The following is a 16,114-nucleotide window of genomic DNA, read 5'->3' on the forward strand; positions in this document are numbered from 1 at the left end:
ATGCTGGTGCTTGGGATGGCAGTTTACTGCAAATGGCGCCGCGCGCGCATGGCATTTCGGACGGCGGCTCACGGCGCCGCCTTTTTCTGTTGGGCCAGCTCGTCGAGCTTGCGCGCGAGGAAGGCCAGCTCGTGCGGATCGGTGATCTGGCCGCCGGCGATCAGGCCGCCGATCACCAGGCGGGCACTGTCGAGCTGGTCCATGTCTTCCAGGATGAACGCTTCCATTTCGCGCACCCAGGCCGGCACTTGCGGCCCCGTCGCCAGCCGGCGCAGCTGGCGTGCATAGGCGAGCGCCAGCGGCAGGTCATGCAACTGGTGCTTGGCCACCAGCGCCGCCTGCGCCATGGCGGGCCAGCGGTGCTGCGGGTCGGCGGCGAAGCTGGCGGCGACAAAATCGAGCATGCGCCGCGCGCGCCGCGGGTCGGCCACGCCCGCGTACACTTCGCTGGCGGCCACCAGCGGATATTGGCTGCGCGGATCGAGCGTTTGCGCCGTCTCCAGCCAGCCGGCCAGGCGGTCATAGTCGAGCGATCTCCACGGCAGGCTGACGCCGGGCTGGTCCTCGAACGATTGCAGGTACAGCAGCATGGCCTTCGACATGGCCAGCGGCTCGCCCAGGCTGGCCAGGCGCGCCACGGCTGCCGGCGGCGCGGCGGGCAGGGGCCGCGCCTGTGGCGGTGCGTGCTGCTGCGCCAGGCGCCAGCCCAGCTGCAGCAGCAGGCAGGCCGCCAGCAGCCAGCACAGGGGGCGCGGCACGCTCGACCAGGGACGCAGGGCGGCGGCCATCAGATGTTCCTGCGGTAAAAGTCGCACAGCGCGCAGCTGGCCAGCAAGGCGACATAGATGGCCGTTTGCGCCGCGACGCCGGCCAGGGCTTGCCAGTCGCCGGTGGCATACAGCAGCCACTCCGTGCGCGCAAAGGCGTCGAGGCGGGGCAAGAGCAGGGCCAGCACGTCGATGGCGCCTGCCGTGGCCCGTTGCACCAGGGAGTCGCCCGCCTGCGGGCCGTGCGCCAGCAGTTGCAGACTGCCCAGCATGCGCGCCAGCACATAAAAGCCGCCCGTGGCGGCCAGCGCGGGCAGGGCCTGCTGCAGGCTGGCCGCGCACAGCAGGCTGAAGGCGGCGAGGATCCATAATTCCCCCAGCAGCGACAGCGCCCACAGCGCGCTTTGCGCGGGCGCGGCAAACAGCGCCATCAACAGGCCGAACAGCACGGCGGGCACGGCCGCCAGCGCCCCGTAGCCCAGCAGTTTGCCCAGCAGGTAGGCTGCGCGCGGCATGGGCAAGGCCAGCAGCAGCTCGAGGCCCCGGTCGGCCGCTTCGCGCGCCATGCTGGTGATGATGAACGTGGCCAGCAGGAAGACGCTGGCCAGGCGCAGGGTGGCCGCCAGCAGCGCCGCCTGCACGGCGCCGCTTTCCGTCAGCGCCAGTTGCTGCAGGAAGCCGGCCAGGCCGGCGCCGGCGCAGGCGGCCAGCATGAACAGCCACGGCAGGCGGCTGCGCAGCGCTTCGAGCAGCGTGTAGCGGGCGATGGTGAGGGCGGGCAGGAGCATCGGCATCAGCGGGGCAGCCTTTGCGCCGCCACCATGCGGTTGAACAGGATGTTCGGCGACAGCCAGACGACGATATCGTCGAACTCGCCGCCGGGCTGCTGCGGGCCGCTGGCGGCGCGGCTGATGAAGGTGGTGGCGTTCGATGCATTGTTGCGCTCGTCGACATTGTTGCCGAAAGGCACAGCCTGGCGCTGGCCCTGCACGCCCGTGGCGCCAAAGCCGTTCTTGCCGTGCGACATGATCATGGCGGGAATGTCCTGCAACGCCGTCGCCTGCAGCAGTGCGCCGCCGTTGCGCGTGACGATGCTGATGTCGCGCGGCGTGCCCAGGTTGAACTGCTGCTCGCTGTCGCTGAAGGCCGGCGTCACGCTGTAGCGGAACAGATTGTTCCAGCTGTCGCCCTGGCGCAGCCCCAGGGTGGCCCACGGCAGGAACCCGGCGCGTTTTTCGCCCGTGCAGCGGGCGCCGCGCCGGTCTTCCAGGCCATTGCCGGCGGAAATGGCGGGACACGGCAGGTAGCCGTAGCGCAGCGCGTAGCCCGTCAGCGCTTCTTTCGCTTCATTCAGCGCTTGTTGCGTCTCGGCCACCTTGCGCTGTTCCAGCTGCACCGTCAAGGGCGTGACCAGGCCGCCGATCATCAGGCCGACGATGACGAGCACGATGGCGATCTCGATCAGGGAGAAGCCGCCCTGGCGGCGCGCATGGCGGGCGCTCATGGCAGGTTGCGCGCGGCGCGCATGCGTTGATACAGGGTGGGCAAGGTAATCCAGGTCAGCATGTCGTCAAAGGCGCCACCGGGCAGCGTGGCAAGTTCGGTGGCGGGGCGGCTAATGAAGCGGCGGCTCGCGCTGTCGTTGGCGGCTTCGTCGATATTGCCGTGTGCCGTATTGATCTGCGTCACGCCGCTGGCGGCCGTGCCGTAGTGATTCTTGCCTTGCGAGAACAGCACGACGGGCAGGCATTGCGCGCTCACGTCGCACTGGTCATGTCCTGCCACGTAGGCGAGTTCGCCGCGCCCGTCGCGGCCCAGCACGACCCTGTTGGCAACGGCGGAAAACGAGACGATGGGGGCGCGCGCCATTTCCGGCGTGACGCTGTAGCGCAGCAGCTTGCCCCAGGCGTCGACACCGGCCACGCCCAGCGCCACCCACGGCAAGAAGCCGCTGCACTCGGCGTCGTCGGCGCAGTCGGCGGCCCGTTCGCGCCCGTCGAGGGCGGAGGCGGCAGGGCGGGGCAGGCGGCCGTTGACCGCCGCAAAGCCCAGCAAGGCGTCGCGCGCCTGCGCCAGGGTGGCCAGGGTGCGCTGCTGGCGTTCGGCCTCGCCCGTGTTGCGGCCAAAGGCGCCGATCAGCAGGCTGGCCGCGCCCAGGCCCAGCACGGCCACCAGCAGCAACAGGGCGGCACCGCGCTGGCGACGCGCCTGGCCATGCGCTTGGCAATGAGTTTGGCGCGGCGTCATGGCTGCGCCTCGGTGACCGTGCCGCTGGCCGGGTCGTAGCGCTGGCCAGGTTTCAGGAGCACCACCTGGCCCGTCGACAGGCGCAAGGTCAGGCTGCCGGGCTGCTCACGCGCAAGAAGGTTGTGCGGCTCGTTCTGCGCTTCCTGGTTCAGCCAGACGGTGGAGCGGCCGCTGCTGCGCTGTACCACGCCATTCAATTCCACGGGCGGGGCGGGCGGTGGCGGCGGTGGCGGTGGCGGCGGAGGCGTCAGGGCCGGATTGGCCGGCGGCGGCCCGTAGCGCTGCGCGTCGAGCTGGGCGCGCTGCTCGGGCGACAGGAACAATCGCCCCAGCTGCGGCGACTGTGCCTGGGCCGTCAGCGCGGCGCCAGCCAGCAGCGCACACAGGACGAGGGTGGTCTTCATGGCCGCCCCGGCACGGGCGCGCTGCCCAGGGTCAGCCACAGCAGCTCGCATTCGGCGCCCAGGGTGGGCAATGCCCCGCCGCCGCCTGGCCCGGCCCCGGCCGCCGCATGGCGTTTGAGCGTGCAATCCTGCACGGCGAAATAGCCGGCCTGGCGCAAATCGCCGAGCAGGTTCAGCAAATCCATCTCGTGCAGCAAATCCATCTGCAGGCGCATGCGGCTGCCGTACAGATGATATTGCCCCATCACCATGGGCAGCGGCACTTGCAGCCCTTGCTGCGGGCTGATGTCATAGCTGATCGGCAACAGTTTGCGCTGTTCCTGGCTGCGGCGGATGGCATCGATCCAGGCCAGGCGGTTTTCTTCGCCGATCAGGCCGCGCCGGCGCAAGGCCAGGAATTGCGGTTCGTAGGCGCGGATTTCCTGCTTTTCCGCTTCCGCGTGGTTGAACAGGGTGGTGGCCGCCGAGCGCGTGCGCTGGGCCAGGTCCAGCTGCTGCGCTTCGCGCGCGCGGTAGGCGATGCTCAGGCTCAGCAGCACCAGGCTGGCCAGCATGGTCAGCGCAAAGCACAGCAGGGCGCGGCGTATCAGGTGCAGTTCGCCCAGCCAGGCGGGCAGGGTGCGCGCGGGCGCGCCCGTCCGTTGCATGCCGGGCAGGGGCGGTTGCTTGACGGGGCCGCTCATGGCTGCCACGCGAGCAAGAGGGTGAAGCGGGCCTGGCTGTCCGGGGCAGGGGCGGCGCTCTTGCCGGACAGGGCCACGCTGGGGCGCAAGTCGAGCGGCGTTTCCTCGATCGTCACCTGCATGCCCGGCTGGCGCGCCAGGATTTGCGCGAAGGCCGTGATGGCGGCCAGGGCCGCGCGGTAATCGTTGTTCGGCATGGCCACGTCCGCTTCCAGGCGCAGCGCCTGCGGCGGCGCGACGGGAATGCCGGCCAGGGCGCTGCCGGTCGTGCCACCTTGCTGCTGCTGCTGCTGCTGCTGCTGCGGTGGCTGGCCGCCGGCCGCGCGCGCGGGCGCCTGGCCCGCATGCCAGTGCAGCTGGCCCAGCGCGACTTGCGGTGCCTGGTCCAGCGCGGCGCTCAGCATGCCCAGCAGCCGGCCCGGCTCCGGCGCCTGGGTGGCGATCATGTGGCCCAGGGTCACGGCCACCTTCATGTTCTGCGTCTTGGCCGGCGCTGGCGGCTGGGTCGACATGACGTTGCGGTAGCGCTCCTGGTAGGACGCCGTTTCCTGCTCCAGGCGCTGCGTGGCGGCCCCGTCGGTTATGCCGCCAAGCAAGTTAATCGCGCACCACAAAGCTGCCGACGCGCCGATCAGCGCGCTGGCGCCATACAGCGTCTTGCGCGCGCGCTGGAAGTGGTAGTAGCGGGACAGCGCGCCGGGCGGATAGTGGCTGGACGGCGGATGCTTGCCCAGCAAGGTCAGCAGCAATTCGTCGGCCAGCGCCGGCGTCCGGCGCAAGCCCACCCGTGCACCCGCCAGCTGCAGGTCGATGAAGTGGTAAGCCACTTCCACGCCGTTGTCGCAGAGCAATTCGAGCTTGGCGATTTGCGCGGCCGGCGCCAGGATGACGGTATTCAAGACGTCGCCGCGCGCCAGCATGCGCGTGCTGGTGAGAAATTGCCGCGTCTTTTCCGTTTCCAGGGCAATATTCACGGCCACGCCGTCGAGTGCGATGGTGGCCGTCTGGCGCGAAAAGCGCAGCTGGCCCTTTTCGTAATAGCTTTGCCGCAAGCCGCCCGATTGCTGCGTCACCAGCAGCAAGTGTTCGTGCGCGATCGACAGCTTTTTGACCAGCGCGATACTGAGCAGGCTGGTCGAATAAATGCCGGCCACGGGCACGCGCAAGTGCTCGAGCGCCTCCGTCCACGGCTGCAGCAGCGACGGGTTGGTGAGTGCAAAGAACAGCACCTGGTCATCGTGGCGGCCCGTGCTTTCGCGTCCCAGCAGGGTGCTGCCGCGGTAGGGCGTGTCGCGGTGCAACTGCTGCTTGCGCCGCTCCAGCAAGGCCCGGCCCGCCTTGCCGCGCACGTGGGGCAGCAGCTGGCGCTGGAAATCTTCCTCGATCAGGTCCGTCAGCAGGTAGGCGGGCACGTCGAGCCGCTGTGCCTGCGGATCTTCCAGCCAAGCGGCGAAACCGTCCAGCCCGGCCGCGCTGGCGGGGAACACGTGGCCCTGGCCCAGCACGCCGTGGTCCCAGTCGTAGGCGCACAGCGCGTCGCTGGTAATGTAGAGTAATTGTTTGCGGAACACGGCGGCCTCAAGTTTTGATCGTGCTGATGGTGTCGTAGATCGGCCCCAGCACCGACAGCATGATCCAGCCCAGCAGCAAGCCCAGGATGACCGTCATGGCCGGTTCGATCATGGCTTGCACTTTTTCAATCAATTCCTTCACTTCGCGGTTGTAAAAGTAACTGACATTGCGCAAGGCCGTGTCCAGCGAGCCCGTGGCCTCGCCTACCTTCAGCATGCGGATCACCAGCGGCGGGAAGATGCCCGTGTGCTGGAAGGCGGCCGTGACGCCGTAGCCCTCGCTGATCAGCTGGGCGGCGCGGCGCAGGCCGGCTGCCACCACCTGGTTGCCGGCAATGCCTTCGGACAGGCGGATGCATTCGAGTATCGTGATGCCGGAAGCATACATCAAGGCAAAAAACGTGGCGAAGCGGGCCAGGATGATCTTGTGCAGCACGGGGCCGACCAGCCACAGCCGCAGCTTCAAGCCGTCCCAGGCGTAGCGGGCCGCCTCGCTGCGGCGGATCAGCGCGCGCAGGCCGAAAAACAGCAGCACGGGCAAGGCCAGCAGCACATACCAGTAATCGATGAACACATTCGATACAAAGATCAACACGCGCGTGTGCAGCGGCAGCTCGCCGCCCATGTTGCGGATGAAAGCCGTCAGCTGGGGCACCAGATAAATCATCAGGAAAAACGTCACGCCCGCCACCACCAGCGCGACGACGATCGGGTACATGACGATCTTGCGCGTCTGCGAGGCCAGCTCGTCCTGCCATTTCAGGCTTTCCGAGAGGTTCTTGAACACGTCGGCGATCTTGCCGCTTTGTTCTCCCGCAAGAATCAGGCTGGTAAACGTGGCGTCGAAGATATCGCCATGCTGGGCCAGCGCGCCCGACAGGGGCAGGCCGCCCTCGATGCTTTCGATCAGATCCGTGACGACTTCGCGCAGGCGCGGGTGGTCCGTGCTTTCGCGCAAGTCGTTCAAGCCTTCCAGGATGGGCACGCCCGCGCCCGTCAACTGTTCCATGTGGAAACAGAAATTGATCAGGTCGCGGCGGTGGATGATCCGCTTGCCCAGCAGCACCAGATACTGGCCCGTGATCTTGCAGTCGATCAAGTCGAGCTGCATGCGGTGCAAACGCGCTTCCAGGTCCGGCACGTTGGCCGCCTCCATGCTGCCGGGAATCAAAGTGCCGGCGGCATCCATGGCGCGGTAGACATATTGCGCCATCAGGCCAGCCTTTCCGTCAGGTCGACCACGCGGCCCACTTCTTCCAGGGTGGTCACGCCTTCCATCACGCGGCGCATGCCGTCGTCGACGATGCCCTTGAAACCGGCCGCGCGCGCCGCGTTCTTCAATTCGCGCGAACTGGCGCGGCGCGCCGTCAATTCATCGAGTTCGGCCGTCATCTTGAGGATTTCCATGATCGCCAGGCGGCCCTTGTAGCCCTGGTGCGCGCAGCGCTCGCAGCCCACGGCGCGGCAGATGGAGACGGGCGCATCGCTTGCTGTCAAACCCAGCAGGCGGCGCTCGACGTCGTCGGCGATCACGGTTTCCTTGCAATGCGGACACAAGCGGCGCACCAGGCGCTGCGCCACGATGCCGATGATGTTGCCGGCCATGATGTCGGGCAGGATGCCGATGTCGAGCAGGCGCGAGATGGAGCCAATGGACGAGTTCGTGTGCAGGGTGGAATACACCTGGTGGCCCGTCATGGCGGCGGCAAAGGCCATTTCCGCCGTTTCGCGGTCGCGGATCTCGCCCACCAGGATGATGTCCGGGTCTTGCCGCATCATCGAGCGGATGCCGTCGGCAAAGCCCAGCTTGACGGATTCGTTGACGGAAGTCTGGCGTATCATGTTCATCGGATACTCGACCGGATCTTCCAGGGTCATGATATTGACGCTTTCCGTGTTGATGTGGTTGATGATCGAATACAAGGTGGTGGTCTTGCCGCTGCCCGTCGGGCCCGTCACAAGGATCACGCCGTCGGGGCGCGCGATCATGAGTTTCAGCAGGTTCAGTTCCGCTTCGGCCAGGCCCAGCGCATCGAGCGGGACGATGCCTTTTTGCCGGTCCAGCACGCGCAGCACGACGTTTTCGCCATGCGTGGTGGGCTGCGCCGAGGCGCGGAAGTCGATTTGTCGCCCGGAAAACTTGATGCTGATGCGCCCATCCTGCGGCGCGCGCGCCTCGGCGATATTCATGTTCGACATCACCTTCAGGCGCACGGCCATGGCCGGCCAGTAGGATTTGTGCAGGCTGCGGATTTGCCGCAGGATGCCGTCGATGCGGTAGCGGATGCGCAGGAACGACTGTTCCGGCTCGAAATGGATGTCCGAGGCGCCGTTCTGCACGGCATCGGCCAGCAGCGCGTCGATCAGGCGCACCATGGGCTGGCTGTACTCGTCCGAGGGCGAAGCCATGCTCTGGTAGCTGACTTCGCCCGTCTCGATTTCATGCAGGATGCCGTCGATCGACAATTCAAAACCGTAGTACTGGTCGATGGCGCGCGAAATGTCCGATTCGTTGACGAGCACGGTGGAAATCGTGATGCCCTTGACCAGCATGGCGCTGATTTGATCGAGCGCAACGATGTTGCTGGTGTCGGCCATGGCCAGGATCAAATTGTCCGCCTGGCGCTCGTAGACGATGGGGAAGACGCGGTAGCGCTTGGCCACGTCCTTCGGGATCAGTTTTAATGCAATGGCGTCGACGACCAGGCTCGACAGGTCAGCGCTGACCTGTTTCAGGTTTTCGCTGAGCGCTTCGCGCACCGTCGCTTCCGTGACGAAGCCCAGGGTGATCAGCAGCTTGCCCAGCGGTTCGCTGCTGCGCCGCTGCTCGATCAGCGCGATGCGCAGCTGGTCTTCGCTGATCACGCCTTTCTGGATCAGCAATTTGCCCAGCGGAAGTTTTGCCTGTTCTGCCATGTAGTGCTTATTCCTGACGGGGTGGGGTGATGAGCGGTTCGGCCGGGGCCGCCGGCGCGGGGGCCGCCAGTTCGCGCAAACGCGTTTGCACGACGGCCTGGTCGAAGGCGGCGGGCGTGGTTTGCGCCAGGGTCAAGGCGCGCTGGTAATACGTGGCGGCCAGCCGGGGCTGGTTCAGCCGGTCCAGGCCCACGGCCAGGTTGAAGGCATAGTCGGGATTGCCGGGCGCGGCGCCGTAGGCGCGGAAAAACTGCTGCTGTGCTTCATTCCAGCGGCGCTGCTTGGCGTACACATTGCCGAGTGCAAACAGCACGGGGGCGCTGTCGGGGCTGCGCGCCAGGATGGCTTTCAGCCTGGCCTCGCTCTGCACCACGTCGCCCTGGCGCAGGCCGATCAGGCCGGCCAGCGCCACGCCATCGTCCGGATTGATTTCCAGCAAACGCACGTACAGGGCCGCCGCCTGCGCGCCCTGGTTCTCGCGCAGGGCCACGGCCGCCAGGCCCAGCAGCGCGTCACGGTTGTTGGCATCCTGCTGCAGCACCGTTTCATATTGCTGTCGAGCAAGACCCAGCTGGCCCCCGTTGAAGGCCTGGTAGGCTTGCTGCACGCCGGGGTTGATTTGCGGCGCCGTATCGTTGCGCAGCACCTGGATCTGGCTGTTGTCGGGCGCCATGACCGGTGGCAGGCTGGGCGGTGCAGGCGGCGGCAGCTGCGCCAGCTGGGCGGCCACGGCCGCTTGCGCGGCGGCCTGGATCATCGCCTGCTGTTCCGCCGCGCCGGCTGGCGGGCGCTGTTCGCGCGGCACGTCCTGCGGCAGCGGTGCGGGCGCGGGGGCGTCCGGCATGGCGCCGCCCGCCGCAGGCACCACCACGATGGGGCCGGCAACGCCGGCCGTGCCCGGGGCATCCGTCAATGGCATGGGCACGCCGGGCAGGTTGGCGCCCGCGCCGGGGCTGGTGCTGGCGCGCCAGTACCAGTACGCCATGGAAGCGGCCACCAGCAGCAGGATCGCCAGCAGCACGCCCAGGCGCACGGTGGCCGGGTCGACGCTGATGGGGCCCGTGGGACCTTTCGGCGGCGGATTGCTGCGGCTGGCGCGTGGCTTGGCGGGCGGCGGCTCGGGGCGCGCGCGCGGCGGTTCGGGAGGCGGACCGGGCGGTGCGCCTTGCTGCGAGCCTGGCTGCGGACCTGGCTGGGCTGGGCCGGGTGCCGGCTGCGGCGCGGGTGCGTCCGGCAGCGGTTCCAGGCTCAAGGTGCTTGCCGGCTGCACGGGCGGTGGCGCGGCAGGCATGGGACGGGGCGGCAGGGCGTCGGCCGGCGCCAGTTCCAGCACCTGGTCGTAGGCTTCGGACGGCTTTTCCAGTTCCTCGTCGGAAAGGCTGTTCTGCTTGGCGCGCTCGGCCTTCTTGAGCGCCTGCATCAGCAAGCTCATGGGACGTCTCCCTGCAGGCGTGCCTGCGGCTGGACGGCGGACGCGGGCGGGCCATCCGTGTACGGCTGGCTGTTCAGCGGCGCCTGGCCGGGCAGCAGGTAGCGGTAGTCGCGGTAATCGCCGTCGACGCTGGCATCCTTGACCACCACGGGGCGCATGAAGATCACCAGCTCCGTCTTGCTGCTCGCCTCATTGCGATAGGTAAACAAATTGCCCACCAAAGGCAGGCTGGACAGGCCGGGCACGCCATCCTTGGCATTGTCGATGGAATCCTGCATCAGGCCGCCCATCACGGCGATCTGGCCATTGCCCACTTTCATGATCGATTCCAGCTCGCGCGCCTGGATCACGGGCACGCGGCTGATCACGCTGGCCGTGGCCAGGGCCGGATTTGGGTCTTGCACGTAGCCAACGATGCGCGTGATGGTGGGGCGCACATTGAGCGTGACCTCGTCGCTGTCGGAAATTTGCGGCGTGACGCTCATGACGAAGCCGACGGGCACCGTTTCCAGCTTCGACTCATAGGTGGCCGGCGTGGTGATGGTGCCCGTCGAGCTGATCACGGCGGGCGTCACCTTGATGGTAAAGAAGACATTGTTGTCGACTACCTTCAGCATGGCCGTCTGATTGTTCAGTACGCTGATTTTCGGGCTGGACAGCACTTTCACCTTGCCGAACGATTCGAGCAGCTGGATGGTCGTGGCGAAACTGTCCTTTATGTAGTTGAGCACGAAGATGCCGGGTGTGGAGCCGGGCGTGACGCCGCTGCTGAGCGGCGAGGTGCCCACCTGCTTCTGATTCAGGCTCAGGCTGCCCGTCAGGCGCGACCAGTTGATGCCTTGCTGGTATTCATTGCTCAGGCGCACTTCGATGATGGTTGCCTCGATCAGCACTTGCCGCTTGGCGCTGTGCAACACGGCGTCGAGGAATTCGGCGATCTTTTCGTGCTGGCGCCCCGTGGCCCGCACGGCGATCAAGCCGCCTTCCACGTTGACGACGACGGACGAGGGGCTGCCCTTGTTGGCCAGTTTCAGCAGCGGCATGCCGTTCGCATCCAGCGGCTGGGACGGGTTTGCGTTGGCGTTGCCCTGCTGCTGGCCTGGCGCAGGCTGGCCGCCATTCGGATTGCCATACTGCATCGGCGCCTGGGCGCCGTATTGATTGCCGCCCTGATTCTGCTGCTGGCCTGGCTGACCCGCTTGTCCCTGCTGGCCTTGCTGCCCCTGCTGGCCGGGCACGCTCGTCAATTGCTGGTTCAGCTGCGCCAGCGGATCCACCTGCACGTCGTTGAGCGTGGTTTCGCGCAGCAGGTCACGGATATTCTTTTCCAGGCTGTACCAGAAATTATTTTCCGAACGATTCACGACCAGGGTGGTCGAATTGTTATTGCCATTGCCGCCGCTGCCCTGCGTGCTGCCAACCGGGTTGCTGGCGTTGTTCGAGCCGCCGCCCGCCGTGGAAATTTGCGTGGCGATATTCACGCTGCTGTTGGTGCTGCGCGCCATGTTGACGTAATCGACCTTGTAATTGCGCCATACGGGCGCGTCGGGCAACACCAGCAGGTTCTTGCCATCGATTTCGTAGCGCATATCGACTTGCTTGCTGATACGCGCCAGCAATTGCGGCAGGGTCTGGTTCAGCGCATTCAGGGTGACGCTGCCTTCGATCTGCGGGTGGATGTCGATATTCATGCCCGCGTCGCGCGCCAGTGCGAACAGCAGCGATTGCACGGGTACCTTGTGCACGGTGACGCTGTAGGTTTCCACTTTGGGTGCGGGCAAGGGCGCGGCCAGCGCGCTGCTTTGCTGCACCGGTTCGGGAATGGCGCCGCCGGGGCGGGGCGCGGCATTGAGGTGGGCAGGCGACAGCGGCATTTGATGCGAGGCGCAGCCGGACAGCACGGTGCTGCAGGCGAGGGCGACCCAGGAGGCCAGCACAGGAATAGGGTGTTGATTCATGAAAAGTTCGCCCTTGGAGTCATGTTGTGCTTTTGTAATTTTACCCAGCATGATCGCCTAAAAGCAATCGCGTGTGCGGGCCCTGGAGGCAATATACCGAAATAAAGTCAGGGGGTGCCACGCGCCGTTTGTACCGTTGCCGTGGCTTTCATTTCCGTGCGGATACTATCTATGTCGTTCAGCAATATTTTCCGTGGCGACGTGGGGGCGATCCTGGCCCAGACGGCATCGGCGCTGGCCCGGTCGGCAAAGCTGCCGTAGACGATGACCAGGCGCGCGGCGGCGCTCGCGGGCGTTGCGCCAGGCAGGCGAAACACGTGGATGTCGCGCAAGCCGATGGCTTGCTGTGCTTGCCGCAGGAAAGTTTCCGCCGCGACTGTTTCGGTGGCGGGCAGGCTGGTGATTTGCAGCACCAGTTGCTGCGGCCCTTGCCGTGTCAGCCAGTCGCGCGATTCGGCCAGCTTGCTGTCGAGCAGCGTCGATGGCGCTGGCAGCGGTGCGCGTGGGACGGCAGCCGGGGCCGAGATAGCTGCCGTCAGTCCCGGCGTCAGCCATTGCCACAGCAGCGCAGCAGCCAGCAGCAGCATCAGCGCGCTCAAGACCCTCGCCAGCAGCTTGCCCGCGTGCCAGGGCGGACAGTGGAAGGGGCTGTCGGCGATGGCCATGCGCACGTGGCGCGCGCGGATGTCCTGCGCATCGTCCGCAAACGCGGCCAGCAAGGCCTTGTCGGCCAGGATATTGACCCTGCGCACGATGCCCTGCGAGGCGCGTGCCAGCCGGCGCAGCGCGGCCGGGGTGAAGACGAGGGGCGCCGCACGGCCGGCGGCGCTCAAACGGCACGCCAGATAGTCGTTCAGCAAGGCTTGCGGCAGGCGCGGCACGGTAAAACTGTGGGTGATGCGTTCCTTCAATTGGCGGAACTGGGGCAAGTCCAGGGTGTGCTGCAATTCCGGCTGGCCAAACAGGACGATCTGCAGCAGCTTGTGACTGGCCGTTTCCAGGTTCGTCAGCAGGCGCAGCGCTTCCAGGGTGGCGCCCGGCATGGCTTGCGCTTCTTCGGCCAGCAGCAGCACCTGGCGTCCGGCCGCATGCCGGGCGATCAATTCGCCGTGAAGGGCGCGCAGCACGGCATCGGCGCGGCAGCCGTCCAGTTCCAGGCCCAGTTCGGCGGCGATGGCGTACAGGACGTCGTCCGGCTCCAGGCGGGGGTTGAGCAGGTACAGCACGTCGACCTGGGGCGGCAAGCGCTCGGCCAGCATGCGGCACAGCATGGTCTTGCCGCTGCCCACTTCGCCCGTCAGCTTGATGATGCCTTCGCCTTGCATGACGGCATACAGCAGCGCGTCGAGCAGCTCGCCCCGCGTATTGCCGGGATAAAAAAAGGCGGGGTCCGGCGTAATGCCGAACGGCGCCGTGCGCAAGCCGAAATGGCGCAGGTACATGCCGTGCGGGGAGGGCGCGTAGGGCCGCCCCGGGGGCGCCTGATCGGGACCGTTCATGTCGCGATGCAATTGAGGAAAGCCTGTTCCAGGCTGGCGTCTGCCGCGCCGCCATGACGGGCGCGGCATTCGACAGGCGTGCCCGCAAATACGATGCGGCCCCCATGCAGGATGGCCATGCGGTCGCATAATTCTTCCACGTCGGCCAGCGCATGCGAGGTGAGCAGGGCGCCGCGGCCCTGTGCGCGCGCTTGCCGCAGCACTTGCTTGAACTGTGCGCGCGCCTTCGGGTCGAGTCCGCTCATCGGTTCGTCCAGCACCAGTTGCGGCTTGCCCGACAGCATGCAGGCTGCCAGCCCCAGTTTCTGCATCATGCCTTTCGAATACGCGCGCGCTGGGCGCTGCAGGACGTCCGGCGCCAAGTCCAGCGCGCCCAGCGCCTGCTGCACGGCTTGCGCATCGGGCCGCACATTGTGCAGGCGCGCCAGGTAGCGCAGGAAGTCGCCGCCCGTCAGGTAATACGGCGCCTGGAAGCGTTCCGGCAGAAACGACAGGGGCTGGCGCGCCGCGCCGTGCCGGTGCGGCTGGCCGAAGATGGCGATGTCTCCCCGCTCGGGAGTGCAGAAGTCCAGCAGGCATTTCAGCAGGGAAGTCTTGCCAGCGCCATTCACGCCGACCAGGCCGAACAGTTCTCCCGCGCGCACCTGCAAGTCGACGCCGCGCAGCACGGCGCTGCCTGCCAGATGCAGATGCACGTTGTGGAACTCGATGGCGCAGGCGTTCATAGGGGCAATGGTTGGCAGGCAAGACGGTGAACGACCGCCATTATTGTCACGGGCGCAGGCGGGGGGCAAGTGTTTCCTTGCAGAGTGTTGAAATGCGCAAAAATCAAGCGACGCAATGTATTTTCTTTAAGAAACAACATGTTCTGGAATAAAATACCTGCGCACGCCGATGGCGTGTATTGTCTGAAGAATTTGTCGAGGAGCAAGCATGGCAAGGCCAGAGAAAGTCCGGCTCGGTGAAATTTTGGTGCAGCAGAAATTGCTGACGGAAGAACAGTTGGGCCAGGCCTTGACGGAACAGAAGCGTTCGGGACGCAAGCTGGGCCGCGTTTTTGTCGAGCACGGCTTCGTCACGGAAGAGCAGATTTCGGGCGCCCTGGCGCGCCAGCTCGACATTCCCTACATCAATCTGAAGTTTTTCAACATCAATCCCGAACTGGTGCGGCTGCTGCCGGAGACCCAGGCGCGGCGCTTCCGCGCGCTGGTGCTGGAAGACCGCCGCGAGGGCTTGCTGGTCGGCATGTCCGATCCCACGGACCTGTTCGCGTACGATGAAATCTCGCGCCTGGTCAAGCGCCATATCGAACTGGCCGTGGTCAATGAAACGGAAGTGCTGGCCGCCATCGACCGCATCTACCGCCGCACGGAAGACATCTCGACCCTGACGCGCGAGCTGGAGCAGGACCTGGGCGACGTGTCCGTCGACTTCGGCGCGCTGGCCGCCAATCCGGGCCTGGAAGAGGCGCCCATCGTCAAGCTGCTGCAATCGGTGTTCGAGGATGCCACGCAGGTGCGCGCCTCGGACATCCACATCGAGCCGCAGGAAGGCCGGCTGCAGATCCGCTTCCGCATCGACGGCGTGCTGCACCTGCAGACGGAAGCGGACAGCAAGATCGCCAGTTCGCTGGCGCTGCGGCTGAAACTGATGTCGGACCTCGATATTTCCGAGAAACGCTTGCCGCAGGATGGCCGCTTCGCCATCCGCGTGAAAAACCAGCGCATCGACGTGCGTATTTCCACCATGCCGACGCAGTACGGCGAATCGGTGGTGATGCGCCTGCTGAACCAGGGCGGCACGACCTTGCGCCTGGACGCCATCGGCATGCCGCCCAAGCTGGTGCAGCAGTTCCGCGCCATCGTCAGCCGCCCGAACGGCCTGGTGCTGGTGACGGGGCCGACGGGCAGCGGCAAGACGACGACCTTGTATTGCGCCTTGTCCGAACTCAATTCGGTGGAAAAAAAGCTGATTACGGTGGAAGATCCCGTCGAGTACCGCTTGCCCGGCATTAACCAGGTGCAAGTCAACGACAAAATCGAGCTGAACTTTGCCAGGGTGCTGCGTTCGGCCCTGCGCCAGGATCCCGATATCGTGCTCGTCGGCGAGATGCGCGACCAGGAAACGGCGCAGATCGGCTTGCGCGCCGCCATGACGGGTCATTTGGTGCTGTCGACCCTGCATACGAACGACGCCATCAGCACGCCGCTGCGCCTGATGGACATGGGCGTGCCCCGCTACATGGTGGGCAGTTCGCTGCAAGCCGTGCTGGCGCAGCGCCTGGTGCGCGTGATCTGCGAAAGCTGCAGCACGCCGTACGCGCCCACACCGAACGAATACGAATGGCTGCGCCTGGAACTGGGCGAGCTGGTCGAGCGCAACCAGTATTTCCACGGCAAGGGTTGCTCGCACTGCAACGGCATGGGTTACCGGGGCCGCACGGGCGTGTACGAATTGCTGGAAATCACGCGCGCCGTGGCCGACGCCGCCAACCATGCCGATCCATCGCACTTCATGAAGGTGGCGACGGCGCAGATGGCGGGCGAAACCCTGCGCCGTCACGCCGTGCAGCTGGTGGTGCAGGGACGCACGACGGTGATGGAAGCGATGCGCATCAGCAACCAGAGCGAGGATTGA

Annotated in this window: 14 protein-coding genes; 1 reads left to right on the forward strand and 13 read right to left on the reverse strand. The window is 66.3% G+C overall.

Going from position 1 to position 16,114, the window contains the following annotated elements; all coding sequences use genetic code 11:
• Window positions 1–68 precede the first annotated feature (68 nt).
• The 13 genes from AC1RJW_RS05325 to AC1RJW_RS05385 form a co-directional block, all read right to left on the reverse strand.
• On the reverse strand, window positions 69–788 hold the full coding sequence (locus AC1RJW_RS05325) for a hypothetical protein (protein WP_493044041.1): 720 nt from the start codon (window positions 786–788) through the stop codon (window positions 69–71).
• Complete coding sequence (locus tag AC1RJW_RS05330; RefSeq protein WP_493044043.1) at window positions 788–1,561, reverse strand: ABC transporter permease subunit; 774 nt, start codon at window positions 1,559–1,561, stop codon at window positions 788–790. Before AC1RJW_RS05330 ends, AC1RJW_RS05325 begins: the two co-directional genes overlap by 1 nt.
• On the reverse strand, window positions 1,561–2,271 hold the full coding sequence (locus AC1RJW_RS05335) for a type II secretion system protein (protein ID WP_493044045.1): 711 nt from the start codon (window positions 2,269–2,271) through the stop codon (window positions 1,561–1,563). The genes AC1RJW_RS05330 and AC1RJW_RS05335 overlap by 1 nt, the downstream gene beginning before the upstream one ends.
• A complete protein-coding gene (locus AC1RJW_RS05340) occupies window positions 2,268–3,014 on the reverse strand; it encodes a hypothetical protein (RefSeq protein WP_493044047.1) in 747 nt (248 codons plus the stop codon). The genes AC1RJW_RS05335 and AC1RJW_RS05340 overlap by 4 nt, the downstream gene beginning before the upstream one ends.
• On the reverse strand, window positions 3,011–3,418 hold the full coding sequence (locus AC1RJW_RS05345) for a hypothetical protein (RefSeq protein ID WP_493044049.1): 408 nt from the start codon (window positions 3,416–3,418) through the stop codon (window positions 3,011–3,013). Before AC1RJW_RS05345 ends, AC1RJW_RS05340 begins: the two co-directional genes overlap by 4 nt.
• A complete protein-coding gene (locus AC1RJW_RS05350; RefSeq protein ID WP_493044051.1) occupies window positions 3,415–4,101 on the reverse strand; it encodes a hypothetical protein in 687 nt (228 codons plus the stop codon). The genes AC1RJW_RS05345 and AC1RJW_RS05350 overlap by 4 nt, the downstream gene beginning before the upstream one ends.
• On the reverse strand, window positions 4,098–5,672 hold the full coding sequence (locus AC1RJW_RS05355; protein ID WP_493044053.1) for a hypothetical protein: 1,575 nt from the start codon (window positions 5,670–5,672) through the stop codon (window positions 4,098–4,100). Before AC1RJW_RS05355 ends, AC1RJW_RS05350 begins: the two co-directional genes overlap by 4 nt.
• Window positions 5,673–5,679: 7 nt before the next feature.
• A complete protein-coding gene (locus tag AC1RJW_RS05360) occupies window positions 5,680–6,885 on the reverse strand; it encodes a type II secretion system F family protein (protein ID WP_493044055.1) in 1,206 nt (401 codons plus the stop codon).
• Entirely contained in the window at window positions 6,885–8,588 is a 1,704-nt protein-coding gene (locus AC1RJW_RS05365) for a GspE/PulE family protein (RefSeq protein WP_493044057.1), read from the reverse strand. The genes AC1RJW_RS05360 and AC1RJW_RS05365 overlap by 1 nt, the downstream gene beginning before the upstream one ends.
• A 7-nt stretch (window positions 8,589–8,595) precedes the next feature.
• A complete protein-coding gene (locus tag AC1RJW_RS05370) occupies window positions 8,596–10,020 on the reverse strand; it encodes a tetratricopeptide repeat protein (protein WP_493044059.1) in 1,425 nt (474 codons plus the stop codon).
• The gene (locus tag AC1RJW_RS05375) at window positions 10,017–11,978 is read right to left on the reverse strand and encodes a secretin GspD/PilQ domain-containing protein (RefSeq protein WP_493044061.1); all 1,962 of its coding nucleotides are present in this window, start codon (window positions 11,976–11,978) and stop codon (window positions 10,017–10,019) included. The genes AC1RJW_RS05370 and AC1RJW_RS05375 overlap by 4 nt, the downstream gene beginning before the upstream one ends.
• A 107-nt stretch (window positions 11,979–12,085) precedes the next feature.
• Entirely contained in the window at window positions 12,086–13,477 is a 1,392-nt protein-coding gene (locus tag AC1RJW_RS05380) for an ExeA family protein (RefSeq protein ID WP_493044063.1), read from the reverse strand.
• Window positions 13,474–14,202 carry an ABC transporter ATP-binding protein gene (locus AC1RJW_RS05385; protein WP_493044065.1) on the reverse strand — a complete coding sequence of 243 codons (729 nt, stop codon included), beginning with the start codon at window positions 14,200–14,202 and terminating at the stop codon, window positions 13,474–13,476. The genes AC1RJW_RS05380 and AC1RJW_RS05385 overlap by 4 nt, the downstream gene beginning before the upstream one ends.
• Before the next feature lie 208 nt (window positions 14,203–14,410).
• On the opposite strand from AC1RJW_RS05385, the gene AC1RJW_RS05390 reads away from it, so the two are divergent.
• Complete coding sequence (locus AC1RJW_RS05390) at window positions 14,411–16,114, forward strand: GspE/PulE family protein (RefSeq protein WP_493044067.1); 1,704 nt, start codon at window positions 14,411–14,413, stop codon at window positions 16,112–16,114.

It is taken from the genome of Janthinobacterium sp. GW822-FHT07A03 (assembly GCF_058798815.1).

What these genes read in the sequence shown, in the direction of transcription:
- AC1RJW_RS05330 (WP_493044043.1), bottom strand. Translation starts at nt 1,561, where the DNA reads ATGCCGATGCTCCTGCCCGCCCTCACCATCGCCCGCTACACGCTGCTC.
- AC1RJW_RS05345 (WP_493044049.1), bottom strand. Translation starts at nt 3,418, where the DNA reads ATGAAGACCACCCTCGTCCTGTGTGCGCTGCTGGCTGGCGCCGCGCTG.
- AC1RJW_RS05335 (WP_493044045.1), bottom strand. Translation starts at nt 2,271, where the DNA reads ATGAGCGCCCGCCATGCGCGCCGCCAGGGCGGCTTCTCCCTGATCGAG.
- AC1RJW_RS05375 (WP_493044061.1), bottom strand. Translation starts at nt 11,978, where the DNA reads ATGAATCAACACCCTATTCCTGTGCTGGCCTCCTGGGTCGCCCTCGCC.
- AC1RJW_RS05370 (WP_493044059.1), bottom strand. Translation starts at nt 10,020, where the DNA reads ATGAGCTTGCTGATGCAGGCGCTCAAGAAGGCCGAGCGCGCCAAGCAG.
- AC1RJW_RS05360 (WP_493044055.1), bottom strand. Translation starts at nt 6,885, where the DNA reads ATGGCGCAATATGTCTACCGCGCCATGGATGCCGCCGGCACTTTGATT.
- AC1RJW_RS05385 (WP_493044065.1), bottom strand. Translation starts at nt 14,202, where the DNA reads ATGAACGCCTGCGCCATCGAGTTCCACAACGTGCATCTGCATCTGGCA.
- AC1RJW_RS05380 (WP_493044063.1), bottom strand. Translation starts at nt 13,477, where the DNA reads ATGAACGGTCCCGATCAGGCGCCCCCGGGGCGGCCCTACGCGCCCTCC.
- AC1RJW_RS05365 (WP_493044057.1), bottom strand. Translation starts at nt 8,588, where the DNA reads ATGGCAGAACAGGCAAAACTTCCGCTGGGCAAATTGCTGATCCAGAAA.
- AC1RJW_RS05340 (WP_493044047.1), bottom strand. Translation starts at nt 3,014, where the DNA reads ATGACGCCGCGCCAAACTCATTGCCAAGCGCATGGCCAGGCGCGTCGC.
- AC1RJW_RS05390 (WP_493044067.1), top strand. Translation starts at nt 14,411, where the DNA reads ATGGCAAGGCCAGAGAAAGTCCGGCTCGGTGAAATTTTGGTGCAGCAG.
- AC1RJW_RS05350 (WP_493044051.1), bottom strand. Translation starts at nt 4,101, where the DNA reads ATGAGCGGCCCCGTCAAGCAACCGCCCCTGCCCGGCATGCAACGGACG.
- AC1RJW_RS05325 (WP_493044041.1), bottom strand. Translation starts at nt 788, where the DNA reads ATGGCCGCCGCCCTGCGTCCCTGGTCGAGCGTGCCGCGCCCCCTGTGC.